This is a genomic window from Spirosoma validum (assembly GCF_014699035.1).
Taxonomy (GTDB): domain Bacteria; phylum Bacteroidota; class Bacteroidia; order Cytophagales; family Spirosomataceae; genus Spirosoma; species Spirosoma validum.
This window is the reverse complement of sequence record NZ_JACXAA010000006.1, coordinates 199,386-224,285: the sequence shown is the minus strand read 5'-3', so window position 1 is coordinate 224,285 and position 24,900 is coordinate 199,386. Positions and strand designations below refer to the sequence as shown.

The following is a 24,900-nucleotide window of genomic DNA, read 5'->3' as shown; positions in this document are numbered from 1 at the left end:
TTATAGGAGATCGTTTAGTTTGAGCAAAATCAGATTGGTTGATTCAATCAATCCTGGTTGTTGGCGTCCCGATTCAGGTTGTTCAGCAGGGCTTTAATTTCATCTAATTCTTTGCGTGAAGCTTTATGCTGACCCAGCACCTGCATAACCAGCTTCGAGGCTGATCCACGAAAGGCCGTTTCAACAAAACGATCGACCAGATTTCGTTGCGTATCTTCTTCACTGACGAGCGCTGTATACGTGTGCGATCGGGCATCTTCTTCGCGGGAAAGCAGCCCTTTTTCGTGCATAATCTGCATCAGTTTCAGTGCGGTCGTATAGCCAATATCACGGCTCTGACTTAATTTTTCGTGTACTTGACGTACTGTGCTGGGCCCATTGGCCCAGAGTACGTGCAGGATTTCCAGTTCGGCATCAGTTGGCTTCATAATTGAACTACGAAATAATTCGTAGTAAACATATACGAACAATTTCGTAGATGCAAATTTGTGAACAAAAAAGTTTTAGAATGACTTATTCGTAGAGTGGTTAAGGAGCCGCTACGTTACTATTTGTGCTTTTTTCAACGATACTATGGCTTTCGAGCCGCACTACTTAATGACATCAAACGAAACTCTCAATCTACCTGCCCGACCATCCCGCAATTTTATCGGCGAAACCATCACGTTACAGGGTTGGGATGACGTCAAAACCTTATACGAAGAATTACTTGATCGCTCGATTGACAACGCCGATGAACTGAAACAGTGGCTGCTCGACCGGAGCGAGCTGGAATCCTACCTATCCGAAAACTTTGCCTGGCGCTACATCCGTATGACCTGCGATACGGCTAATGAAGAATTAGTGGACCAGTTGAATTTTTTCATCGCTGAAATTCAGCCCTACATGACATCTTATGGGAACGACCTCGATCTAAAGGCTGTCAACAGCGCTTTCCTTAGCCAGCTCACTGATGAAGGCTACGACGTAATGGTGCGTGGGATGAAAAAAGCCATTGAAATTTTTCGGGAGGAAAATATTCCCTTACAGACTGAACTTCAGACCGAAGAACGGAAGTACGGTGCTATCGTTGGGGCCATGACGGTTGTTATCGACGGACACGAAATGACCTTGCCCGAAGCCAGTGATCGACTGCAATCGACGGATCGGGCGGTACGTGAGGAAGCCTGGCGGAAAATCTGGGAACGGCGGTATAAAGATCACGAAGTTCTCGACCAGTTATTTGATCGATTACGTGACCTTCGGCATCAGATAGCCACAAACGCCGGGTTTGCCAACTTCCGTGATTATTCGTTTGCTGCACTAGGCCGATTTGACTACACCCCACAGGACTGCTTTGATTTTCATACATCTGTCGCAGAAGCTGTTGTCCCTTTACTAAACGAGTTGGCGACTGAGCGAAAGCAGAAGCTACATGTAGAGCCATTACGTCCCTGGGATGCTAAGGTTGATGTGGAAGGACGTTCGCCCCTAAAGCCGTTTGCAACGGGTGATGAGCTGCTAGAAAAAGCGATTGTTTGTTTTGATCGTCTCGATAAAGAGTTAGGAGACGACCTGCGCATCATGCGGGCAATGGGGCATCTGGATCTGGAGTCGCGGAAAGGCAAGGCGCCGGGTGGTTATAATTATCCGCTTGAAGAAATTGGTGTACCCTTTATTTTCATGAACGCTACGTCAAGTCTGCGCGATTTGGTTACGATGGTGCACGAGGGCGGCCATGCTGTTCATTCGTTTCTAACCCGTGACTTGTCGTTAAAAGCGTTTCGAAATCCGCCAATGGAAGTTGCTGAACTAGCTTCCATGAGCATGGAACTATTATCGATGGATCATTGGGACGTATTTTTTAACAATCCTGAAGAGTTACGTCGCGCTAAGTTACAGCATCTGGAATCCATTATTGAAACGCTGCCCTGGGTGGCTACGATTGATAAATTTCAGCACTGGATTTATGAAAATCCTCAGCATACAGATTCCGATCGACGGGAAAACTGGCTTCGAATCTATAATCAGTTCGCTGACTCAGTAACGAATTGGGACGGGTTCGCTTTTTATCAGGAGTACATCTGGCAGCGACAACTGCATCTTTACGAAGTACCGTTCTATTACATCGAATATGGTATTGCACAATTGGGAGCAATTGGTGTATGGCGTAATTATCGACGTGATCCCCAAGCGGGACTGGAAGGCTACAAAAAAGCATTAGCCCTGGGTTACAAGGCCCCTATTCGTGAGATTTACGCGGCTGCGAACGTACCATTTGACTTTTCACGCGAACATATTCAGGAATTGATGCATTTTGTCTGGGATGAAATTAGAAAACTGAGTTAAAAATTAACGCTTGAAAGCCCTTGACGGCTACTGACAAAAAAACTAACGGCTAATGGCTGTTGACTAACGACTCTTTGCTTATTTTTGCTGAATCAATTCGTAATCAAGTGGCTATGAAACGCGTACTAAATATAGGTTTGTTGGCTGTGACGGTCTTGTCGCTGGCGTCTTGCGACTACCAAAAATACAATACGGTCCGGCAGAACGACTACCGCGCCGACGACTATCGGGCTGACTACCGTGCTGGTGATCCAGAAGTATATGGAACCGGTAAAGATTCGGCAGCTGTACAGAGTAAATACAAATACACGCCTAATCCAGCTCTGGATGCACGTACCGAAAAAATTCGGCAAAAACTGTTTGGAGCAGGTTCGATCACCCAAGGTTCTTAGGTTAATTTTCCCAGAATACCAAATGCGATAAATCAGCCACCTCTACGCTGAATTTATCGCATTTGGTATTTCTATACCATTAACTAAAAAGCGTAGCCCGTTTAGAGGTGGCATGATCTGAAAAGCAGCGTAATTGTAAAATTTTGCTTTACTTTGTCTATCTAAAGCTTACCGCAAAAGAGTACTTTTTTTGTATATTCGTTCCTTTAGGCTTAAATAGCGATATGAAAATTGCATTAATTACAGGTTCGGCTGGACTAATTGGTAGCGAAGCAGTTGCCTTTTTCTCCGATAAATTCGACTTCGTTGTTGGTATAGACAACAACATGCGGCAATATTTTTTTGGTGCCGATGGTTCAACTGAGTGGAATAGAAACCGGCTAGCTGATACGTATGCCAATTACCAACATCGTCCGGCTGATATTCGTGAAGTAAGTCAATTAGAGCCCATTTTTCAGGAGTACGGATCTGATATTAAGTTAGTATTACACACAGCCGCTCAGCCAAGCCACGATTGGGCTGCCCGTGAGCCCTTCACTGATTTCGGTGTTAATGCTGTTGGTACACTCAACATGCTTGAGATGACCCGCCTACATTCTCCTGAGGCTGTATTCGTCTTCACGTCAACCAATAAGGTGTATGGTGATAATCCGAACTTCCTTCCACTTATCGAAACCGAAACACGCTGGGAGATTGACCAAAATCATCCTTATTTCGAAAACGGTATCGATGAATACATGAGTATTGATCATACTAAGCACTCTGTTTTTGGAGCATCGAAAGTAGCTGCCGACATCATGGTGCAGGAATATGGTCGCTATTTCGGAATGAATACGGGTGTATTCCGTGGAGGCTGTCTGACGGGGCCAAATCACTCAGGTGCACAGTTACATGGCTTCCTGTCCTATCTGATGAAATGTGCTATAACCGGCAATCAATACACGATTTTTGGGTATAAAGGCAAGCAAGTTCGGGATAATATTCATAGCTGGGATCTGGTAAATATGTTCTGGCATTTCTATCAAAACCCACGCCCAGGTGAAGTTTATAACGCTGGGGGTGGTCGTTACGCTAACTGCTCAATGCTCGAAGCAATTGCGCTCTGCGAAGAAATATCGGGTAATAAAATGAACTACCAGTATTCTGAAACCAACCGTAGTGGCGATCATATCTGGTATATTTCTGATCTAACTAAGTTTAAACAGCACTATCCGGGTTGGGACTGGACGTTTGATCTTAAAGAAACAATGACTCAGATTCACGATAGCATGGCTGCCCGTCTTATGCTTCAGAAATAACCCTGTACTTTTAATCGTCAGCCTGAATAAAATAGGTTTACTATAATCAGGCTGACGATTGAAGACTTTCTTGTATCCTTACTGCACTTATTAAGCAGGCTTTAGCGACTATATGTCAGCTTACTCATTAAGCGTATTATCAGTTTAGATCTGCAATGAATTTTTTACAATCTCCCTTATTCTGGGAAGTGGGCGGCTGGATCGTCTTTTTGATTGTGGGAAGTTTATTGATCAAGAGCGATTTTCAAACACAATCGTCTCGTGGCCAACAAATTGGATTGCTCCTTTCGTTAGTAGGACTCCTTTTTTTTATGCGGCTCCCAATCCTGTTTATCAATTGGGAACTGAATCCCGACGAAAGTCAACTTCTCTCTCAAGCCATTACCCTTCGGCATCATCCTGTTTACTGGAAATACGTAGATGGGGCTACTATGGGGCCGCTTAGTTGTTATTACGTAGCAATTCCAGGTTATTTAGGCGTACCGCTTAACTACGTCGTTCTTCGCTGGATTGCTTTTTTCTGCTTACTAGTGAGTATGGTAAGCGGGTATTTTACCATCGAAAATTTTTTTAATGCGCGCACTGCGCGTCTGGCACTATTACCAGGTATTGCCTTTCTGGCTTTTACTACGAATTTTGATTTCCTGCACGCTACGAATGAGCAGCTTTCGCTGGCTCTGATTGGTCTGGCGGTCTGGCAGTATTCCCGGTTGTGGCGCTACCAATCTTTTCAGTCGGTCAGTAATTTATTCTTACTGAGTTTCATTAGCAGCCTTGTGCCTTTTGCCAAGCTACAGGGAACGCCAACTGTTTTGGTATTGATTGTAGCCGCCCTTATTGGTTTACTGAATCAGTACCCCAAAATGTCCCGAGCTGCATTCTGGCGATCATTTGGTGGCTTGCTACTGGGTGGAATTTTCTTTCCAGCGTTGGTAGGCTTATTCGCAGCCGGATTTGGTGTGTTTTATGACTTTGTGCATTTTTATATCGCTGGCAATTTTGCTTATAGTGCAGAGGCCGGTTTCTGGTATTTTTTAGGCCAATTCCCATTGTTTGTTGGTCGCACCGGCGACTTTTTGACGTTTGTTACGCCTACCCTAATCCTGATTGTTGGTTGGTTATTTCTACAGTTTCGAAACGAGAGAGGAAATTCAAGTCTGCTTTTGGTCAGCCTTGCCTTGATAGCCGCTAGCGGGTATGCTGTGATTAAACCAGGTAATGAATTTACACATTATCTCCTCTACCTGGTTTTTCCTATTTGCTTACTAAACGCCTGGCTTATCGACACATTTCGCGCGCCACGTTATACTATAGCCTGGGTAGGGTTAATTATACTATCTGTTGGGATAAATTCTGTGATCCAGACTAATAGGTTGGTAAAGAATTCTTTAACGGATTACCTAACTGCTCCTTTTGCCTTTTGTCAATTTCATTTGTCAGAAACGGCCCAGGAAGTCCGGAAATTTGCCCGATCTGGCGAGGACCTGGTTGTTTGGGGGTGGGCACCGCAATACAACGTACAAACGCAGATGCCGCAGGGCGTATGTGATAACCACACGATTCGTTGCGTTATGGGGAATGATATAGCCACTCACAGAGCCCGCTATATGCAAAATATTCAACGGTCGCGTCCTCCTGTTTTTATAGATGCTGTAGGTCCTCACTCCATGTGGCTATATGACCGGAAAGCGTATGGTTATGAGACGTTTCCAGAACTGAAAAACTTTATTGATACCAATTATCGCCTGGTTGGCGAGATTGAGAAGAACCGTGTTTTTGCCCGAATAGATCGTTATAAACCATTAACTACCACTAGTACGTATGTGGACGAAAAAAGGACTCATTTATAAACCTGATGGATCTAAATCCTTCAGCCGTACGCACGCACAAGTACCATTCGGGTATCCAATCAATGATAAACTCCGGGTATATTTCTCAACACGCGATGAAAGCGTTTCTTCGGCTGTTTCTTTCGTTGAGCTCAACCCGGATAATTTATCTCAGGTAACGTATATCCACGATAAGGCCTGTCTAAGTAAAGGGGATGTGGGTATGTTTGACGAAACGGGAACGATGCCATCGTGGTTTTTGCCAGTTGGTGACGAAATCTGGCTTTATTATACAGGTTGGAATAAGAGCGAAACAGCCAGCTACCGTTTGGGTATAGGATTGGCGATCAGCCGTGATGGCGGACTAACATTCGAGCGGAAGTACACAGGTCCATTACTTGACCGGTCCATTTATGATCAGGTTTGGGTGGCGCAGCCATGCGTCATACGTGAGGAACAGACTGATGGTTCAACCTTGTGGCGGATGTGGTACTTATCCTGCACCAAAATTGAGGTGATCAATGGCCATCCTGAACCGTTCTATGACGTTAAATATGCTGAATCGACCGATGGCATTACGTGGGAGCGAACAGGACATGTGTGCGTAGGGTATGATGAATTTACCGATGCAATTGGTCGCCCGACGGTGTATAAAGATGAGAATTTGTACAAAATGTATTTTTCTTATCGTAATGCAGTCAATTATCGAACCGACGTTCAGCGCAGTTATCGAATCGGTTATGCTGAATCGCAGGATGGAATTACCTGGGAGCGTAAAGACGAACTGGCGGGCATCGAGCGATCAACTGAAGGCTGGGATTCATTAATGATGGATTATTGTCATATTTTCCCTTACCGTGATCAATGGGTTATGTTTTATAACGGGAATGGCTTTGGTGCATCAGGATTTGGATATGCAATGCAGCCACTAGCTGACTAAAATCAGCCTTATAGAATTTGCATTTTACGTAGTTAGCTTCCTAATTTGTATTAAATCAGTACGCGAAAAAATATGAAAGAAGTAGCAAAATACCTGATAAAAGTCAATGCCGAATTCAAAGACGGCCAGATCGTCCCTGAGATTCCATATGAAGAAGTAATGCGATTGGTGAACGAGCCAAACATCGTTATCATCAAAACGGGCATTCCAGAAACGACACTTCGCAGCATCATTGATACGACACGTGCCTGGGCTTCAGAAACGCCCCTGGCTGAAGGACCCGATACGTTTGATAACAACCAGCATAAACAACGGTTGCATATCGCTAAAATTCAGAAAGCTCCACAACTATTTCACGATCACACATTCGATGCGATTCTGGAGCTTGACGAGCCAGCCAAGCAAACGCTGCTGACTGTTTTTGACCCAATGCGGCAGTTCTGGAATAAGCTGACGGAAAATAATGAAGAATATGGTATCCGGAAGGGACAGCCGTATTTTCACCCTCAGGTTACTCACTATCCATTAGGAGGAAGCTTCTTCGGTCGCCACTGGCATCCTCTCAATCCACAGAAAGTAGGTACAATTCTGGCATTGAACCAATACGGTAAAGATTACAATTCAGGCGGAACGGGTTATGTGATCAACGACCATATTGTTGAAACAGAAGGATTCCAGGATGTTGGCGACCTGATTCTCTTTCGCTATGATTTGCCGCATTGGGTGAGCCCATCAAGTTTCGCTGACCGCTTTAGTTGGGATGATCCTGCCGGTCGTTGGGTAGCCATTTTGCCATTCTATGACCCGTGGGGAACACCTGCTGAAAAAGATGAACCCCAAGGCTGGAAAGCTCATATTCAGTCGGCTAAGAACGTAACGTCGGAAGCAACCATTTAATCGGAAATTCTGACAAACGAACCATCTAGTACGTTTTTCTGGTTCCTATCTTTGTATTGCCAACTAACGGACCCGGTCTTTACGCCAATACGTTGCGTTCAGACCGGGTTCATTTTCGTGTATGATCAAAGTCAGCGTCCTAATTATTACGTACAATCAGCATAAATTCATTCGCAAAGCAATCGATAGTGCGCTTGCACAAACGACTACCTTTCCGATTGAAATCTTGGTTGGAGACGATTTTTCGAAGGATGGTACACGGGAGATTATTCAGGAGTACGAACAAAAACATCCCGGCTTGGTAATTGGCGTATTGCATCCGCACAATATGGGTAAAAACGGCGGTATAAATTTTTTGGAAACGCTTAAACTGGCTAAGGGAGAATATTACGCACTGATGGATGGGGATGATTATTGGACTGATCCAATGAAGCTTCAGAAACAGGCCGATTTTTTAGATGCTCATCCGGATTACTCAACGGTTTTTAATAACGCACTCATTACATACGAAGATGGCGCTCCTTCACATCTGTTGAATGGGTCGGACATGAAACCGTTTTATACCGTTGATGATTTAATTGGCGAAAGCGAAATATGGTTCATGGCCACATCGAGTACTATGTACCGAAATAACATCAAGGAGTACCCGACCTGGTTTAGGGAATCGTCAAGTGGCGACATTCCCCGGTTAATTTTAAAGGCTAAACTTGGGAAAATCGGTTATATTCCAGATGTAATGTCCGTCTATCGAAAGAACCGGGCGGGAGCTAGTTTTCATGATAATGAGCGGGATGAGCTATTTTTACGAAATCGTATCCGGATGTATAGCGATATTAATCGTGAACTCGACTACCGCTATGATACAGTTTTACGTCGTAACATTGCTCGCTATTACCGAATGATGCTCGATGCTAAGCAGTACGAGAAGAGCTATTTTCGACGCGCTCGTTTAGCATTCAAATATCTTTATTTGGGAAAACCAGGGTGGGATAAGACGAAAGATGTAGTTCGGAATTATATATTACCACCAGCTTTAGCAAAGCTTTACAGTAACATTAGATTATTGCCACATCGCACCTAGTCAGTGCTTTGTTTGCATTTAGCAGTCACATCAGTTAATATATTCGTATATACACTCCGAATTATCATTTATAATATTTATGAAGCTAAGCATAGTTATACCAGCTTATAATGAAGAGGAATCGCTTCCACCGACGCTACGTTCGCTGTATCAGACGTTGGCAAAGCATGGAATTCCACACGAAATCTGCGTAACAAACGATAATTCAAAAGATAATACGCTACGTGTCTTGCAGCAATTGGCAGCCACGGAAATTCCTACGCTGGTTTATTATACAAACCCTGGCCCTAACGGATTTGGATACGCCGTACGCTACGGACTGGAACGCTTTTCGGGAGATTGTGTAGCGGTCTTTATGGCCGATTTGTCGGATGATCCTGAAGACTTAGTGAAATATTATAATAAGATGCTTGAAACCAACGTCGATGCTGTTTTTGGTTCACGATGGGATAGGGGTGGCAAAGTAATCGACTATCCGGCACTCAAAAAAGTTATCAACCGCGTTGCCAACTTTATTGTTCGTATGGTAATGGGTATCAAATACAATGACACAACTAATGCCTTCAAGCTTTATAAACGCGAAACGATTGAAGGTATTAAGCCATTCTTAGCACCACATTTTAATTTAACCGTCGAGTTGCCGTTAAAAGCCATTGTGCGTGGTTACAGTTACGAAGTAGTGCCGAATAGTTGGACGAATCGAAAATACGGCGAATCAAAGCTGAAGATCAAAGAAATGGGCAGCCGCTATTTCTTTATCCTCATGTACTGCTTTATTGAAAAATACTTCTCACGGGGTGATTTTCGTAAAAAGTCGGCTACGCCTGTTCAACAGACGGTTAGCCGCTGAATTAGGCTTACTGATACGTAATAGTCAAAACTTGCTTGATTTAGCCTAAAATAACGGCGTAAATGTGTTCGTTGTTGCATCGCATCTATATGCCTCTGGTTCATTCTGACTATCCGGGTCCACCGGCTTATCAATATAATGGTCATCTGCAAACCATTATTCCCAGTCTTACCCGTCAGGTTTCAGGAGTAACGTACGAACGTGAGCGGCTAACGCTTTCGGATGATGATTTTGTCGATCTGGATTGGATCGATACGGGTAAAGATCGTTTAGCGATACTAACTCATGGCCTTGAGGGAGATAGTAATCGACAGTACATTCGAGGGACGGCCAAGCTGTTCGCTCAGCATAATTACGACGTACTGGCCTGGAATTGCCGTTCATGCAGTGGTGAAATGAACCGGGCGTTTCGTCTTTACAATCACGGTGAAGTTGGCGATTTAAGCGAAGTAATTAATCATGCTCTACGCACAAGGTCATATAAAGAAGTTGTGTTGATCGGCTACAGCATGGGCGGTAACATTACGTTGAAATACCTTGGGGTTCAAGGTAATATGCTTCCAGATAGTATCAAATGTGGTATTGCTGTTTCATCGCCGACAGATCTGGGGGCCAGTGCAGTCTTACTTGATCGACCGTTGAACCGTTTCTATCGCAATCGCTTTATGAAAAAACTGGTTGCTAAGATAAGTCAGAAGGCCGCCATGTTTCCTGGACGGTTAGATATGAGTAAGCTACAGGAGGTGAAGCAGTGGCGGGATTTTGACGAATTTTTCTCTGCACCAGTCAATAGCTATCGTAACGCTGATGATTTCTATACGCAAGCCTCTGCTATTAATTTTATGCAGGGTATTACTGTCCCTACATTACTCCTGAATGCACAAAACGATCCATTATTATCGCCAGAATGTTCGCCTGATTGGTTAGCTGAAAAGCACAAATATTTCTTTTTGGAAACTCCTCGAACAGGTGGCCATGTTGGGTTTCAAGTGAACCGTGACTCTCACACGTACGCTGAACGGCGGGCATTAGCGTTTGCGCAACATCTGGGCTAGCTAATACTTTTGTTGAATGACCTCAGCGACTGATAATACGTGTCAGATCGGTGATTTGATTAATGATTACAGCATTATCAGGAAGGACGATATCCTGACCAATTACCTGATAACCCGTTAAGAGTAACTGCGATTTTGGAAAACACTTGCCCATTCGATTCACAAAAGGCTGAACCTGGTGATTGGCTGGGACGGACGTAAACGCTGTAAAAATATAATCTGGCTGTTTAGTCTTGTATATGAACAGCAAATCATCAAATGGCAAATTCTGTCCTAAATAAATAACCTTATTAGAACGGACGCGGATGAGGTAATTGGCAAACAGTAGACTGATTTCGTGGAACTCTCCTTCAGGTAGAAACAAGAGAAATGTTTTACCCGCCGATGATGATTTATTGCTTTGCTCATTAATGGCTGCGACGAGTTTCTGCCGAATTAAGTTCGTAATGAAATGCTCTTGCGCGGATCCAATTGAACCCGTTACCCAAAGTAAACCAATACGGCTCATAAACGGGTAAATAATATTTACTACCATGTTTTCGAACCCGAATTGCTGAATATTGGCAGTGATGATCTTTTCAAAACCCTCTTCGTCCAGGTCAATCATGCAAAGCGTAAGCGCCTGAATTTGGTCAGAATAATTGAGTGGTCTGGCAGAAATTTTAAGTACCTCTCGAGACATATCTTCTATAGAAAACTTCGCGATTTCCGAAATTTTATAGCCATTATCTTTCAGTAGCGATATATTTAAGACTAGCTTAAGGTCTTGGTCATCATACGTGCGAATGTTAGTATCAGTGCGTTTTGGAGCAATAATATTGTAACGCTGTTCCCAGATTCGCAATGTGTGTGCTTTAATACCAGAAAGCTGCTCTAAATCTTTTATAGAGTAACTGTTCATAAAAAACTTTGCAAGCAGTTACTTCTGTAAAAGAAGTAACTATTAGTAAGTGGACTATTACAATTAAATAAGTTTTATAGGTAGACTACGCACGAACTGCTTAGTCAATTCAAATAGGGAGTTAATAGAATGGTTAACCTAGGTGTTTCCTTTTTGTTTAAGCTTTTAAGGAAAAGCATCAACAAAATGAGGATAGAATACATCCTGAACAGAATTACTAATGTAACTTGTAGTAGTGGGAGTCAATGGTAAGTTTTATACAATAAAAAAGCCCTGCTATAAGCAGGGCTATAAAGGGTGAAAGACGGGGCTCGAACCCGCGACCTTCGGAACCACAATCCGACGCTCTAACCGACTGAGCTACAATCACCGTTTTAGGATTGCAAAAGTAATGAATAAAGAGTAATGTACAACGGAAAATGATCAGGAAAGTTGGTTATTTTTCCTGGTACATTACTCTTTATTCTTCGTTAAGCCTGTTTACCTTGTTGGTACCGTTTTTCTGCAGCATTCCAATCCACTACATTAAAATAAGCAGCAATGTAGTCCGGCCGACGGTTTTGATACTTCAAGTAGTAAGCATGCTCCCAAACGTCAAGACCAATAATCGGGAAACCTTTTACTTCGGCTATATCCATCAATGGGTTATCCTGATTAGGAGAAGACGTAATCGCCAGTTCACCTTCGGGTGTTACGATTAACCAAGCCCAACCTGAACCGAAGCGAGTTGTTGCCGCTTTTGTAAACTCTTCTTTGAAAGCATCGAATGAGCCGAATTTCTGGTTGATAGCTTCCGCTAACGTACCGGTTGGTTGGCCACCGCCACTACCTGAAATTGTATTCCAAAATAATGTATGGTTATAATGCCCACCTCCATTATTTCGAACAGCTATAGGGGCTTGGCTAACGCTTGCCAGTAAATCTTCAATGGATTTATTTTCCATATCAGTGCCAGCAATTGCGTTATTCAAATTCGTCACGTAGGCATTATGGTGCTTTCCGTGATGAATTTCCATAGTTTGTTTGTCAATATTTGGTTCAAGCGAATCGCTCGGGTAGGGAAGGGGGTCTAATACAAAAGCCATTTTATTGTTTGTTAGAATGGATGATTATTCAGTTAAATTAACAAGGTGGCTTCCGATTATGTTCTTAAGCGCTTAAAAAACTTAGCCAAAAGGAGTTGGGTCTCCTCAGCAAGTATGCCTGTTTCGAGCCGGGTCTTGGGATGGAGAACTGGTGATTCAAGACGGCTGTATCCCCGTTTTGGATCACTGGCGCCGATAACTAATCGGCCAAGTTGTGCCCAGAATAAAGCCCCTGCACACATTACGCAGGGTTCCAGCGTAACGTACATAGTGCAGTCGGTCAGATATTTTCCTCCCAAATATTGAGCAGCCGCTGTGATCGCCATTAACTCTGCATGGGCTGTTACATCATTCAACTGCTCCGTTTGATTACGAGCTTTTGCAATGATTCTATTACGACAAACAACAACTGCTCCGACAGGAATTTCGCCCTCATCACCTGCTTCTTCTGCAAGCCCAAGTGCAATTTCCATAAAATATTCATCGGACATGAGTTAGTAACGTTGGGAATTACTTGACAGTCATTTGTAAGTTGCTATCGAGTAATTTATTGTTTTAATATTTTACGGACGGTTTGGCGATCACCGACCTGGATACGTAGTAAATACAAACCATTAGGTTGCGAAGTTAGATCCAGATCTTGTTTCCGATTTCGGGTTGTTTGTTGCAATACTTGCCTTCCGCTCATATCGGATAGTGATAAGGTAGCGGAATCTCGCGTTAGGGGTAGATCAAGTTCGATCGTTACCACAGACGTGGTCGGTATCGGATAGGTTTTCACTAATGGGTCAAGTGGGTTATCGTCTATGCCTAGCAGAGGTAATACTGAGACAGTGGCCGTACCGGATATTGGGCCGTTTCCACAAACGTTCGCCACACTAACTAAGCGATACGTAGTCGTACGGCTGGGGCGCACTTCAACAGCGTAAGGATTAGTGGTTGCCGTGGCTGAATAACTTCGAACACTATCGGCATATACGACTGTCCATGGACTTTCTCCTCCAAGTGTAAGGGTTAAATTAGCCGGATAACCTTCGTAAATGTTTTGTGTGCCGGTTAACGCTGCTGTTGGTTGTGGACGGATGGTCAATAAGGTAGGGCTGTTACTACCCGTAACGGCTATTTCCGGATTATCAGCCTTCACGCGTACATAATACTGCCCACCGACCAGTGTTAAAGGCAACGGTGCCGTCACCGGCGAAATCGTTGCCGTTGCCGAAACTCCATATTTTTTTGACGTATCTGCGACGCTTACCAGTTCAATTCTGAATGCATTTCCTTGATTGAATTCACCCGTAGTCGTGAACGGAACACTAAGCGATGTACCTACGCATAAGGTTGAAGTAGTCAGGGCACTTGTCGTAACAGTTGGTATACGAACCGTAATAGTCGCTGTTGCTGGATTGCCCGGTAGACCGACACCACAACTGTTTCTAATTGTAGTGATCTGATAAGTTGTGGTAGCGCGAGGCAACACAGAAATAGTCGTATCAGCTTTGTTAGATACGCCTGAGAGTCCATCTGTAAGTGTATAGCTGTACGGAGCCGTACTAGTAAATTTCAAGTTTAGATTGACTCTCTGGCCTAGGTTGATACTGGTTGCTGATGGAATTAGCGATAGTGTTGGTAATGCATTGACAAGAACTCTGACAACCGAACGTCCGCTATAGCAAGTGTTCTGGCCAATTTGAAATACATAAAAAGGGTCACCACCAGCCTGAATGCTCGTGTTTAGTGTAGAAGGTATAGGCGCGTCGTTTGAAATCTGGTCATAAGGATTGACCCAACGCAAACTACCGCCAGATTCCGCACTAGCCTCCAGGGGTACAGGCTTGTCATTGATGCAGTATGTGACTAACGGTTTGCTAACCGTCGGTACGGCAGTAGTACGTATAGTTACCTGAAGCGTCGACTTGCCACCTTCACATCCGTTCACTGTTTGGCTTACCTGAAAACTCTGCGTACCTAGTTGACCGATGGATGGTATAGGCGCTGAAGAGAATATATTACCATCAGATGGATTAAACCATTTCAGATTCTGTCCGGCTGCTGTCAGGGCCGCTACGTTCTGAGCGGGCTGGTCCTGAGTGGGCAGACAATAGAAAAGGTTAGATGTTCCTGGCGCATCAGGTAGTGGCTTGATCGTAACAACCAGATCCGCTTTAGGACCTTCACAGCTTTCTAATGTCTGTGAAACTTTAAACGTTTGGTTACCAACCGCGCTTGTATTCGGTGTGGGGGGGGCTCCTAATGGATTTCCGGTACCATCATACCATTTCAATTCATTGCCGCTCGCTGTCAAGGCAGATGCGGCACTCGTATTACAGAAGCTTACTGCTGTAACCGCTGGTGCAGCCGGTAAGGGTTTTACACGTACACTCAAACTTGCCCGATCACTTTCACAACCGTCCAGGGTTTGACTTACGTAATAGACTATAGTTTGAGCAACGTTGTTGGGAGGTATCGGAGCGGTCGTTGTGGCACTACCACCAGTAGCGTTAGTACCATACCAATTTGGAGAAGTATTAGCGGCAAAAACAGCTACAAGTGATGGTGAAGCCACGTTTTGACAAAAGGCAATTGCGGTGGTGCCAGGAGCCGTTGGCTTTGGTTTTACCGTGACAACGATGGGGGTGCGGGGGCTGTTCTCACAGCCCGTTACGGTTTGCGTTACGTAGTAGGTTTTTTCACCGGGCGTATCCGTGCTTGGTACTGGAGCTGCTGTAGAGCCAATGCCCCCATTGGCATCCGTGCCATACCATAGTAAGCTCTCGCCCGTTGCTGAAAGAGGGGCTGCCGGTGCCCCTTGGCAATAAGGGGTTGGAGGTGTTACACTGGGTCCAGCGGGCCGGGACTTGATGTTCGCAGTTATCGTTGCTTTTGGGCTTTCACAGCCGATTGCCGACGTCTGAGAGACTTTGTACACCCAAAGCGTTAAGGTACTTGTACTAGGCGTGGGCGCTCCGCTCAACAAGTTATCATTTGCATCGTACCACTTCAGGTTGCTGCCAGTGGCTGTCAATGGTGAGGTGGGACCGTTAATGCAAAGCCCAATATTCGTCACGCCAGGTGGAGGGGGCTGATTATTTATGGTCACTACTAGGCTAGCCCGCTCACTTTCGCACCCGTCTACCGTCTGACTAACGTAGTAGGTAGTTGAGCTAGCAACCGTTGTTGAGGGAGTAGGTGTAACGGCTAGGGGTGTACCACCAGTTTGGGCTGTATACCATTTCAAATTCGTACCTGTAGCGGTTAACACGGATGCCGCCTGTCCGACACAGTAACTTACTGGACTTGTGCCAGGAGCTGTTGGCTTTGGTTTTACCGTGACAACGATGGGGGTGCGGGGGCTGTTCTCACAGCCCGTTACGGTTTGCGTTACGTAGTAGGTTTTTTCACCGGGCGTATCCGTGCTTGGTACTGGAGCTGCTGTAGAGCCAATGCCCCCATTGGCATCCGTGCCATACCATAGTAAGCTCTCGCCCGTTGCTGAAAGAGGGGCTGCCGGTGCCCCTTGGCAATAAGGGGTTGGAGGTGTTACACTGGGTCCAGCGGGCCGGGACTTGATGTTCGCAGTTATCGTTGCTTTTGGGCTTTCACAGCCGATTGCCGACGTCTGAGAGACTTTGTACACCCAAAGCGTTAAGGTACTTGTACTAGGCGTGGGCGCTCCGCTCAACAAGTTATCATTTGCATCGTACCACTTCAGGTTGCTGCCAGTGGCTGTCAATGGTGAGGTGGGACCGTTAATGCAAAGCCCAATATTCGTCACGCCAGGTGGAGGGGGCTGATTATTTATGGTCACTACTAGGCTAGCCCGCTCACTTTCGCACCCGTCTACCGTCTGACTAACGTAGTAGGTAGTTGAGCTAGCAACCGTTGTTGAGGGAGTAGGTGTAACGGCTAGGGGTGTACCACCAGTTTGGGCTGTATACCATTTCAAATTCGTACCTGTAGCGGTTAACACGGATGCCGCCTGTCCGACACAGTAACTTACTGGACTTGTGCCAGGAGCTGCCGGTACGTTAACGGCAAGCGCTTGAGAACTGCCAATGACAGCAGCCGCACTGGAAACAACTCGAATTTTATAAGACCCATTAACTGTCGATGAAGGAATCGTTGCACTAATGGCTACCGCAGATGTGCTTGCAACAGTACCAATAACAGTAGGAGTTGCAGCGAACGTACCGGATGCGTCCGATAGTTGAGCGGAAAATGTGTTCGCTGCTGCGAACGTCCCGCTTGTAGTAAACGTAACCGTGACAACTCCACCCGGACAGATAGTAGATGGCGTAATTGAACCAGTTGTAATAGTCTGAGCGAGGCTATTAATTGTCAAACTACAAATGCAAAACCAGATAAATAGATAGGAGTAAAGCTTACGTCCATTCATATAATAGGAGTAAAAAATAATTACGGCTTTAAAGTTAATGCATTTATAGACGATATAAAGAAAGTGATATGTTATAGACTGAGCTTATGAAGAATCAGTATATAATGAGTTTAATTAACAGGCTGATTTTTAGGGTCCTATTAAATTAATGAGAAACTATTAAATGAAAAGGAGAATAAAAAATGCCACTTCTGTTACGTTGTGGCATTGAAAAGTTTTACAGGAAAATCATATTGGGTTATTGTACTGCACTATAAATAAGTTCGTGAATACGTCGGCGAAGTTTGGTTGTATTAATTGAATTATTGCCAGCCGTTGGATAGATACGATTAGAAAGGAAAACAAAGATTAGTTCTTCATCTGGGTCGACCCACACAACATTGCCTGTGAAACCCGTGTGACCAAACGACCGGGGAGAAGCCTGTTGAGCTAGATATACACTGCTCGTACTTTCTGGATTCGGTTTGTCCCAACCCAACGACCGATGACTACGGCTACTAAGCGTTTGTGTGAAATAAGGTACTGTCATTGGCTGAAAAATGCGTAGGTCTCCGTACTGGCCTTTTTGCAGATTCATTTGCAGTAACGTAGCAATGTCACGAGCGTTTCCAAACAAGCCGGCATGCCCTGAAATACCACCCTGAACTGCTGCCATCTGGTCGTGTACGGTACCCATCAAGAGCTGGTTCCGATAATACGTATCCTGCTCAGTTGGTGCGCATTGCGGGTGTGACAGCCGCTGTAGTGGCGTAAAGCCAAGTTGATGAAGCCCGAGCGGTTTATAGACGTTTTCCGTAACAAACTTGTCTAATGATTGCTTGCTGACTCTCTCTACAATTTTTTGCAAGGTCAGGAAATTCAGATCACTATACACATACGCTGGTTTACCACTTTCGTCCATTTTTCGCGACATTGGCGACTGAACGACCCATTTCCAGACCGAATCTTTCAACGCCGGAACTCCCCAAAGCGTTGGGGCGATCTGGAGGGTATGTAGACTATCGCCTGTTGCCGAGTAATACTGTGCTTTCAATCCCCCACCCGGTAGTCGCGTACGATCCCAGGTCGTTGGGTAATAGGACACCATTCCGGACTGATGCCAGAGTAGGTCCTGAAGGGTAATATTTTGCTTATTCGTATTACGTAATTCCGGCAAATAAAGCGACGCCTTCTGGCTCAGATCAATTTGTTTCCGGTCGTATAGAACCATGACCGACTGTAACGTAGCCAGAACCTTCGTAAGCGAAGCCAGATCATACAGCGTTTCGTCCGTTACTTTTTCGGCTCCAGCCGCGTAGGTCAGCGCACCAAAGTTTTTATTGTAAACGATCTTGCCTTTTCGGGCCACCAGAATCTCGCATCCTGGAACAACATGGTTCTTTACGGCATTCTGAACAATCGCATCGATCTGATTCAGCACGGCTGTTTTCATCCCAACACTTTCCGGTGATCCGGCCGATAAACGGCCTTCAGGAGATAGTGTCAGACCAAGCCCCACTTTAAGATCTCCCGTTGAAATTGGAAGCATACCCCGTGCGCCCAAACCACCGAACAAGATTTGTGGGACCACGCGTTGCATATCATCGAGTTCCTGGTAAGCGCAAACAAGCGCATCGGCTCCTGAAAACTGGGGTAGACTATAAGGTGAGCCAAAGGCTGTAACAATCACTTTAATGCCACGCTGCTTCAGGCGGCTGATTAGATCAAGCGACGTTTTCGTGATCCCAAATTTCCGGGATGCAGACTCGCTCATTCGGTGAAAGCTGAGCACTACGGTATTCGCTTCACCGATCTGAGTTAGTATATTGTTTAAGTCAGTTTCTGTAGCTGGCTTTTCAGAAAGAGCAATAGTCTGGAAAGGAGCGTATTGGTTTAACGCTTTTTGAAATACGTTACCGGGCTCGGCGCCAATAGCTACTGAAGCCAATCGAAGGGTGTCGAGTCGGCTTAGCGGCAAAAGGCCGTTATGATTATCCGTTACGGTAACCGATTGTTCACAGAGTTCTTGCTTCAGGAGTTTGGCTTCTGGCGAATTCAGGTCAGCTGCTAACCCGTTGAGATTAATGGATTTATATTGATGGAGACCAGCCCAATATTTGGCTCGTAGAATTTTTTTGACTTTCTCATCAATAAATTCCTGAGAGATAACGCCCTGCTGAATCGCATTTAAGATGTTCGTTGTAGCGTCGCGGATATTTTCAGGGTATAACAGAATATCATTCCCGGCGATCAATGCCCGCAGATTAACATCTATCAGCTTCGGCGACCGATTAATACCGCCCATATTGAGGGCATCGGTAAAGACTAAACCGCGGAAGCCTAATTCTTTTTTCAGCAGTTCTGTTACAATTTTTTCCGACAACGTAGCGGCTAAGGCAGGTGTGTTATCGATTACAGGTACGTGCAGATGCCCCGTGACAACGCCCATTAAGCTATCGTCAATCAGTTTTCGGAACGGATACAAATCAATTTCGCGCATTTGCTCCGACGACCGACTGACCGTTGGCAATGAGTGATGCGAATCGACGTCTGTGTTACCATGACCCGGAAAATGCTTAGCTGTAGCGATAACATGCGTTTGTTGCATGCCACGCATATAAGCCGAAGCTTTCAATGCTACGTTCTCCTTAGACTCACCGAACGATCGAACGCCAATGACCGGATTATATGGATTGCTGTTGATGTCTGAAACCGGAGCAAAGTTGATATGAATACCCAAACGCTGACATTGACGACCAATTTCAGCCCCCATCCGATAAATTACCTCATTGTCCCGAATAGCGCCCAGAGCCATTTGCTTCGGGAAATCCATTGCGCTATCCAAACGCATGCCTAAACCCCACTCGCCGTCAATGCCGATAAGCAAAGGTATTTTTGACTCAGCCTGATAGCGATTTGTTAAGATGGCCTGGCGGTAGGGGCCACCCTGGAAGAAGATTAATCCGCCGATATGATTGGTCTGAATCAGGTGATCGATATACTGATAGTGATTCTCATGACGATTTGAGAAAGTCGCTACCATAAAAAACTGACCGATTTTCTGGTCGGGCGTCATCGTCTGGAAGACGCTGTCTACCCAATGTTGGCCACTGTCGGATAGGTTGAATACTTCAACAGGTCGTGCCGCCGGACCAAACTTATACGTAGAAATCGCGTTGCGGACGGCGCGATTTTCCAGACGTTTGGCCGTGGATTTAGAAAAAGTTTTGTGAGAAAGTCGAGCCCACATACTCCGACCTGGTTTCATTAAACCAAACGCAGTTAAAAGACTGACGAACAGAAGGCCGACAAGTAAAATGGGTCGTACAACAATGTTCCGCATGGGCACTCGGGAAGTAAAATGTTACGGCTGGCTATTCCAGGTTTTTTAGCTAAAGCATAAAAATAGACAAAGCCTATCGAAATCAATAGCTGATCATTGAATTGTCTAAGTTTTTAACGAAATAATTTATAATATTAGTCTTTTGCAATGGATTAATCCAAAATTAAAAAGAAGATTTTTGCAGACTTGCGAGTGGAATTCAATGATTACTATGGAATTAGCTTTTGCGGAGATGGCCAGACCAAGCGTAAGTGGAGAAGAAATATGCGGAGTATAAGTTAACTAGAGGAGAATCCAGATCAACTATGTTAATAACGAAAAGAGACTATACGTAGCAGGGGAGGCTGTAAACTTAATAAATCGAGAAATTTTATGGGAAGAAATCAACTAGATTTTGTATCAAAAATATGTACTAGAACTATAGTAATATCGATAGATCGCATAGATAGATTAATTGAACAGCTTGCCTATTAATAAGAGGCTGCTGGACGTATCTGCGACAAAGCTGATACTAAGCGATCATTAAAAGCGGTTTTAGTGAGCTGTACAGTCTGCTGAATAGTTAAACAGGCAGATGACTTTGTTTTAACTACAGCTGTTGATGCTTTGGCTCGCATCTGTTTTCGAGCAGCAAACATATTATGCGGATGTCCCATGCTAAATGCTTGTCCGCTTAAGCCCAGCAATATGATACCTATTATTGATAACGTCTTCATGATCCTTGGGTTTAATTACAATACAAAGATATAGGTTTCGATTGGTATCTTGCAATACATAGTACTAAATTTTTGAAAATATTTTTTCAAGATCGGTAGAATCAACGATCAGATCTGGAGAGAATCCAGTTTGATCGTTGATTCTGGTTTGCAAGCTATTCAACGACTATTCGCTTAACAGCGCCATCTTCATTTTGAGTGACGGTAACAAAGTATGTACCCTGTGATTTTTTGCCTAAATCAATCTGCCCGACAAATTCACCAGAAAAATCCTTAATCTCCCGTTTAGCAATTTCTTTTCCTTTCGTATTTGTAACGATAATGCTTACATCACCTTTCGAAGGGGCTGTAAAGCGAACATTCAACTGATCGCGGTCAGGATTATTAGGATAAGCATCTAAACCCCGAATAGTTGATGGCTTGCTATTGAAATTGCGGGCCCAGTCTTCAAAAGGTCGGGCAATTTGTCGGTCAAAGTCTTTCGGCATCTGAAATTTAAACCGTCTGAGTTGGTCGGCCATTGAATCAGCATGCCAGCGAAACTCCTGTTGCCAGGTCTGATTATTCCAGAAGTCAGGATTATTCCTTTGCAATTTACCTCGCTGAACGTAAGCATCAGCAGGAACGCGCCTTTTGCCGGGGCTAATACGTTCGCGTGTAACAGTACGGTCTCCGTAATTGTCTTCAACAATAATCGTCATCTGGCGTTGGCCTGCGCCTTTACGGGTAGTTTTAAGTGAATCAACCAATTTCATCACCAGCTTATCTCGTTCAAGATCGTTCATACCATCCATATGATAGGTACGCTCGATTTCACGGACTTCATCGCCGTTACGTTCAATGATTCGGACATTTACGTCATTTTTTTCTGGCTTGGGCGAAGGCGACACGGTCTTCTGGGCGGTAGCAACCCCACTAATAAAGCTCACGAGTAACAAGGCCAGTGCGAACCGGGGTCCTGCAAAAACTGTTTTTTTCATAGTAGTCATGAATTGCAAACGAAGGAACGATAAGTTGCTAAACCGGTTGATAGTGGGGGTGTTAAAGTTTGTTAATGAGCCAATGTGTCATTAGCCTGGTTCGTACTTTTACTGACACCCCGACCGGTTTCTTATAGATGAAAAAGTTAGTCGAAGGTTGCATGAGCGAGTAAAAAAATGTCTAAACAACGCATACGCTGGATTGTCATTTTAATGGCTGTAGGCCTATTGGGATTGGTTGGCCTACAGTTATACTGGATTAGTAGTGCGCTGAAATTGCAGAAGGAACAGTTTGCCTATAAGGTTACGGATGCTTTACAGGAGGTCGTTCGGACACTGGAACGGCAGGAAATCGTTTACCTAACAAGACAACGTTACCGAGCCCGTGAGCAACAAAGCCGCCTGATGTCAATTGCAAAAAAGGAAAATAAACCTCTCACACCTAACGCTGCTAAACCAAGAGCATCAATAACAGAAACCAGTCCAATAGCCCAGAATAAACGACCAGATCATTCATTCAACCCAGCCGGTACCACTCGCCAGATGATGTCACCCAGCGGGGGGGCAGCGGGGACTGTTGTCGTTCAATCGGATATACTCCATCCGACTGTCCATCCGCTATCGCCTGAGCAAATGGCTGTTGTCGAAGAGTTTTTTCGCCAACAGGAGGAGCTGATGGCCGTTGGTGACTGGCAGACTCAATTAGAACAGCAGCACCTGTTTGATCGTTGGGTTGAGAACGTACTGACCAATGAACTACCCCGGATTAACAACCAGGCAGGTCAGTTATCTCATTACAAGGATTCACTAGCGCGGGCTGCTAAAAAACGTATGCAGGCTGTTCAACCGCGAAAAAATTCAGGAACAAACATCACTACGTCTTCTAAAGAAAGTTCGCCCAATCGTTTGACAAGTACGAGCCAGCACAGTCCGGAAGATAAATCGGACATTGTTAAGGACGTATTGAAAGGGGTGTTCTTATCAGATCGACCTATCGAAGATCGTGTAAATCGATTGGTGCTTGATACGCTTCTACGCCAATCGTTAGCAGAGAGGGGTATTAGCATTCCGTTTGCTTACGCTGTCAGGACCCAGAAACATCCTAAATTCCTTTTTACATCGCTGGGTATGGAAACACAGCAATTTGATGCTGATGGGTATAAAGCTGCTTTGTTTCCGAATAATCTGCTTGAGGGTGGTAATTACGTTTATGTTTATTTCCCAACTCAGCAGCAGTTCATTTTAAGTCGGCTAGGCTTTACGTTTGGGGCCTCAGTTGTACTAATTCTGGTCATTCTGGCTTGTTTTTATATTGCAATCAGCACTATTGTCAAACAGAAGAAACTGGCTGATATTAAGAACGACTTTATTAATAACATGACCCATGAGTTCAAAACGCCTATTTCAACGATCTCTCTGGCCGTCGAAATGGCTCAGGAGCAATTGCGGTCTGATCCTGTAACACAGAAAAACTCTGCTACGTCGGTTGAGTCAACAGATAGACCTGACCTGCGTCTGACCCGCTATATGGGTATTATTCGGGACGAAACCCGACGGCTTGGTTCACACGTAGAAAAAGTGCTGCAAATGGCTCTGTTGGACCGTGGGGAAATCAAGCTTAATTTCTCGCCAGTGAACATCCACGATGTGATCGAAAAAGTACTGAATAACATGAGTTTGCAAATCGAGCAACGTGGGGGCGAGGTTGATCTAAACTTCGATGCTGACCGGGAAGTTGTCGAAGCCGATGAGTTACATTTGACCAATATTGTTTATAACCTGCTGGACAATGCGCTTAAGTACTCGCCCGATAGCCCGCATATTGCATTAACGACCCGCAGTTTGCCGGAAGGCGTTAGCATTACGGTTACAGACCAGGGGGTGGGTATGACGAAGGATCAGACTAGTCGCATTTTCGAAAAGTTCTACCGCGTACCAACCGGAAATCGGCACGACGTGAAAGGTTTTGGCTTGGGACTCAGCTATGTAAAGAAAATGATTGACGAACACCATGGCCAGATTAAAGTTGAAAGTCAACCAGGCATAGGCAGTTCATTCGAGGTGATTTTACCTTATAAAGTTATGAATGAGTGAATAAAGCTGGTGCGAACAATTCACTCATTTTCTCATTCACTCATCATACTATGCCTACTATTTTATTAGTTGAAGACGATCCGAACCTGGGGCAATTGGTGCAGGAATACCTGACCATGAAAGGCTATGCTACCGACCGCGCTACCGATGGCAATAAGGGCCTTCAGGAGTTCATGACCGGTAATTATGATCTCTGCATCTTCGACGTAATGATGCCTAAGAAAGATGGCTTTACGTTAGCGAAAGAGGTTCGTATGGGTAATCGTGACGTGCCAATTATCTTCCTAACGGCCAAGTCAATGCAGGAAGATACTATTCAGGGGTTTAAAGTTGGCGCCGATGACTACATAACTAAACCCTTCAGTATGGAAGAGTTGCTACTACGTATCCAGGCTATTCTTCGGCGCTCCCAGCGATCAACCGACGCAACTGAACCAACAACGTATCAGATCGGTGCTTTTGCTTTTGATTACCCCCATCAATTATTGACCCATAATGGCAACGCGCAGAAACTAACCAGTAAGGAATCGGAGTTATTAAAGTTGCTGGCACAAAACCTGAATCAGCCGGTTAGCCGTAGCTTTGCCTTAAAGATGGTTTGGGGCGATGATTCTTACTTCAACGCCCGAAGCATGGATGTATACGTAACAAAGCTGAGGAAATATTTAAAAGAAGACCCAGCGGTTCAACTCGTTAACGTACACGGCGAAGGATTTAAATTAATTGTCTGAGAAAGTTA

The 24,900-nt window shown here is 44.7% G+C and carries 19 protein-coding genes and 1 tRNA gene; 11 read left to right on the top strand and 9 right to left on the bottom strand.

Annotation, left to right across the window (positions count from 1 at the left end):
- Positions 1-47: 47 nt before the first annotated feature.
- Positions 48-428, bottom strand: a complete 381-nt coding sequence (locus IC230_RS17645; protein WP_191040361.1) for a BlaI/MecI/CopY family transcriptional regulator — start codon at positions 426-428, stop codon at positions 48-50.
- A 169-nt stretch (positions 429-597) separates the two neighbouring features.
- Here IC230_RS17645 and IC230_RS17640 point away from each other — a divergent pair, with 169 nt between their 5' ends.
- The 9 genes from IC230_RS17640 (at position 598) to IC230_RS17600 (ending at position 10,670) form a co-directional block, all read left to right on the top strand.
- Positions 598-2,328 (top strand): M3 family oligoendopeptidase, encoded by a 1,731-nt coding sequence (locus IC230_RS17640; protein WP_191040360.1) that lies wholly within the window; start codon positions 598-600, stop codon positions 2,326-2,328.
- Positions 2,329-2,441: 113 nt separating this feature from the next.
- Positions 2,442-2,720, top strand: a complete 279-nt coding sequence (locus IC230_RS17635) for a hypothetical protein (protein WP_191040359.1) — start codon at positions 2,442-2,444, stop codon at positions 2,718-2,720.
- A gap of 224 nt (positions 2,721-2,944) precedes the next feature.
- Positions 2,945-4,018 carry an NAD-dependent epimerase/dehydratase family protein gene (locus tag IC230_RS17630; protein ID WP_191040358.1) on the top strand — a complete coding sequence of 358 codons (1,074 nt, stop codon included), beginning with the start codon at positions 2,945-2,947 and terminating at the stop codon, positions 4,016-4,018.
- A gap of 155 nt (positions 4,019-4,173) precedes the next feature.
- A complete protein-coding gene (locus IC230_RS17625; RefSeq protein ID WP_191040357.1) occupies positions 4,174-5,868 on the top strand; it encodes a hypothetical protein in 1,695 nt (564 codons plus the stop codon).
- Entirely contained in the window at positions 5,840-6,787 is a 948-nt protein-coding gene (locus tag IC230_RS17620; protein WP_191040356.1) for a glycoside hydrolase family protein, read from the top strand. Before IC230_RS17625 ends, IC230_RS17620 begins: the two co-directional genes overlap by 29 nt.
- A gap of 72 nt (positions 6,788-6,859) precedes the next feature.
- A complete protein-coding gene (locus IC230_RS17615; protein ID WP_191040355.1) occupies positions 6,860-7,684 on the top strand; it encodes a hypothetical protein in 825 nt (274 codons plus the stop codon).
- Positions 7,685-7,805: 121 nt separating this feature from the next.
- The gene (locus IC230_RS17610; protein ID WP_191040354.1) at positions 7,806-8,765 is read left to right on the top strand and encodes a glycosyltransferase family 2 protein; all 960 of its coding nucleotides are present in this window, start codon (positions 7,806-7,808) and stop codon (positions 8,763-8,765) included.
- Positions 8,766-8,844: 79 nt separating this feature from the next.
- Positions 8,845-9,615 carry a glycosyltransferase family 2 protein gene (locus tag IC230_RS17605; RefSeq protein ID WP_191040353.1) on the top strand — a complete coding sequence of 257 codons (771 nt, stop codon included), beginning with the start codon at positions 8,845-8,847 and terminating at the stop codon, positions 9,613-9,615.
- 89 nt (positions 9,616-9,704) lie between these two features.
- Entirely contained in the window at positions 9,705-10,670 is a 966-nt protein-coding gene (locus IC230_RS17600) for a YheT family hydrolase (RefSeq protein ID WP_191040352.1), read from the top strand.
- 22 nt (positions 10,671-10,692) lie between these two features.
- On the opposite strand, the gene IC230_RS17595 is transcribed toward IC230_RS17600, so the two are convergent.
- The 8 genes from IC230_RS17595 to IC230_RS17560 form a co-directional block, all read right to left on the bottom strand.
- Complete coding sequence (locus tag IC230_RS17595; protein ID WP_191040351.1) at positions 10,693-11,571, bottom strand: MerR family transcriptional regulator; 879 nt, start codon at positions 11,569-11,571, stop codon at positions 10,693-10,695.
- 295 nt (positions 11,572-11,866) lie between these two features.
- Positions 11,867-11,942, bottom strand: a tRNA-His gene (locus IC230_RS17590).
- A gap of 99 nt (positions 11,943-12,041) precedes the next feature.
- A complete protein-coding gene (locus IC230_RS17585) occupies positions 12,042-12,656 on the bottom strand; it encodes a superoxide dismutase (RefSeq protein ID WP_191040350.1) in 615 nt (204 codons plus the stop codon).
- A gap of 56 nt (positions 12,657-12,712) precedes the next feature.
- Positions 12,713-13,147, bottom strand: a complete 435-nt coding sequence (locus IC230_RS17580; protein WP_191040349.1) for a nucleoside deaminase — start codon at positions 13,145-13,147, stop codon at positions 12,713-12,715.
- 56 nt (positions 13,148-13,203) lie between these two features.
- On the bottom strand, positions 13,204-17,049 hold the full coding sequence (locus IC230_RS17575) for an Ig-like domain-containing protein (protein WP_191040348.1): 3,846 nt from the start codon (positions 17,047-17,049) through the stop codon (positions 13,204-13,206).
- A gap of 238 nt (positions 17,050-17,287) precedes the next feature.
- A complete protein-coding gene (locus IC230_RS17570) occupies positions 17,288-20,371 on the bottom strand; it encodes a glycoside hydrolase family 3 N-terminal domain-containing protein (protein WP_191040347.1) in 3,084 nt (1,027 codons plus the stop codon).
- A gap of 470 nt (positions 20,372-20,841) precedes the next feature.
- A complete protein-coding gene (locus IC230_RS17565) occupies positions 20,842-21,087 on the bottom strand; it encodes a hypothetical protein (protein ID WP_191040346.1) in 246 nt (81 codons plus the stop codon).
- 155 nt (positions 21,088-21,242) lie between these two features.
- Positions 21,243-22,067 carry a T9SS type A sorting domain-containing protein gene (locus tag IC230_RS17560; RefSeq protein ID WP_191040345.1) on the bottom strand — a complete coding sequence of 275 codons (825 nt, stop codon included), beginning with the start codon at positions 22,065-22,067 and terminating at the stop codon, positions 21,243-21,245.
- 177 nt (positions 22,068-22,244) lie between these two features.
- Here IC230_RS17560 and IC230_RS17555 point away from each other — a divergent pair, with 177 nt between their 5' ends.
- Positions 22,245-24,161, top strand: coding sequence for a sensor histidine kinase (locus IC230_RS17555; protein WP_191040344.1), 1,917 nt, complete (start codon positions 22,245-22,247; stop codon positions 24,159-24,161).
- 50 nt (positions 24,162-24,211) lie between these two features.
- A complete protein-coding gene (locus IC230_RS17550; protein WP_191040343.1) occupies positions 24,212-24,892 on the top strand; it encodes a response regulator transcription factor in 681 nt (226 codons plus the stop codon).
- Positions 24,893-24,900 lie beyond the last annotated feature (8 nt).

What these genes read in the sequence shown, in the direction of transcription:
- IC230_RS17580 (WP_191040349.1), bottom strand. Translation starts at nt 13,147, where the DNA reads ATGTCCGATGAATATTTTATGGAAATTGCACTTGGGCTTGCAGAAGAA.
- IC230_RS17585 (WP_191040350.1), bottom strand. Translation starts at nt 12,656, where the DNA reads ATGGCTTTTGTATTAGACCCCCTTCCCTACCCGAGCGATTCGCTTGAA.
- IC230_RS17645 (WP_191040361.1), bottom strand. Translation starts at nt 428, where the DNA reads ATGAAGCCAACTGATGCCGAACTGGAAATCCTGCACGTACTCTGGGCC.
- IC230_RS17615 (WP_191040355.1), top strand. Translation starts at nt 6,860, where the DNA reads ATGAAAGAAGTAGCAAAATACCTGATAAAAGTCAATGCCGAATTCAAA.
- IC230_RS17570 (WP_191040347.1), bottom strand. Translation starts at nt 20,371, where the DNA reads ATGCGGAACATTGTTGTACGACCCATTTTACTTGTCGGCCTTCTGTTC.
- IC230_RS17550 (WP_191040343.1), top strand. Translation starts at nt 24,212, where the DNA reads ATGCCTACTATTTTATTAGTTGAAGACGATCCGAACCTGGGGCAATTG.
- IC230_RS17575 (WP_191040348.1), bottom strand. Translation starts at nt 17,049, where the DNA reads ATGAATGGACGTAAGCTTTACTCCTATCTATTTATCTGGTTTTGCATT.
- IC230_RS17610 (WP_191040354.1), top strand. Translation starts at nt 7,806, where the DNA reads ATGATCAAAGTCAGCGTCCTAATTATTACGTACAATCAGCATAAATTC.
- IC230_RS17625 (WP_191040357.1), top strand. Translation starts at nt 4,174, where the DNA reads ATGAATTTTTTACAATCTCCCTTATTCTGGGAAGTGGGCGGCTGGATC.
- IC230_RS17630 (WP_191040358.1), top strand. Translation starts at nt 2,945, where the DNA reads ATGAAAATTGCATTAATTACAGGTTCGGCTGGACTAATTGGTAGCGAA.
- IC230_RS17640 (WP_191040360.1), top strand. Translation starts at nt 598, where the DNA reads ATGACATCAAACGAAACTCTCAATCTACCTGCCCGACCATCCCGCAAT.
- IC230_RS17605 (WP_191040353.1), top strand. Translation starts at nt 8,845, where the DNA reads ATGAAGCTAAGCATAGTTATACCAGCTTATAATGAAGAGGAATCGCTT.
- IC230_RS17595 (WP_191040351.1), bottom strand. Translation starts at nt 11,571, where the DNA reads ATGAACAGTTACTCTATAAAAGATTTAGAGCAGCTTTCTGGTATTAAA.
- IC230_RS17600 (WP_191040352.1), top strand. Translation starts at nt 9,705, where the DNA reads ATGCCTCTGGTTCATTCTGACTATCCGGGTCCACCGGCTTATCAATAT.
- IC230_RS17565 (WP_191040346.1), bottom strand. Translation starts at nt 21,087, where the DNA reads ATGAAGACGTTATCAATAATAGGTATCATATTGCTGGGCTTAAGCGGA.
- IC230_RS17555 (WP_191040344.1), top strand. Translation starts at nt 22,245, where the DNA reads ATGTCTAAACAACGCATACGCTGGATTGTCATTTTAATGGCTGTAGGC.
- IC230_RS17620 (WP_191040356.1), top strand. Translation starts at nt 5,840, where the DNA reads ATGTGGACGAAAAAAGGACTCATTTATAAACCTGATGGATCTAAATCC.
- IC230_RS17560 (WP_191040345.1), bottom strand. Translation starts at nt 22,067, where the DNA reads ATGAAAAAAACAGTTTTTGCAGGACCCCGGTTCGCACTGGCCTTGTTA.
- IC230_RS17635 (WP_191040359.1), top strand. Translation starts at nt 2,442, where the DNA reads ATGAAACGCGTACTAAATATAGGTTTGTTGGCTGTGACGGTCTTGTCG.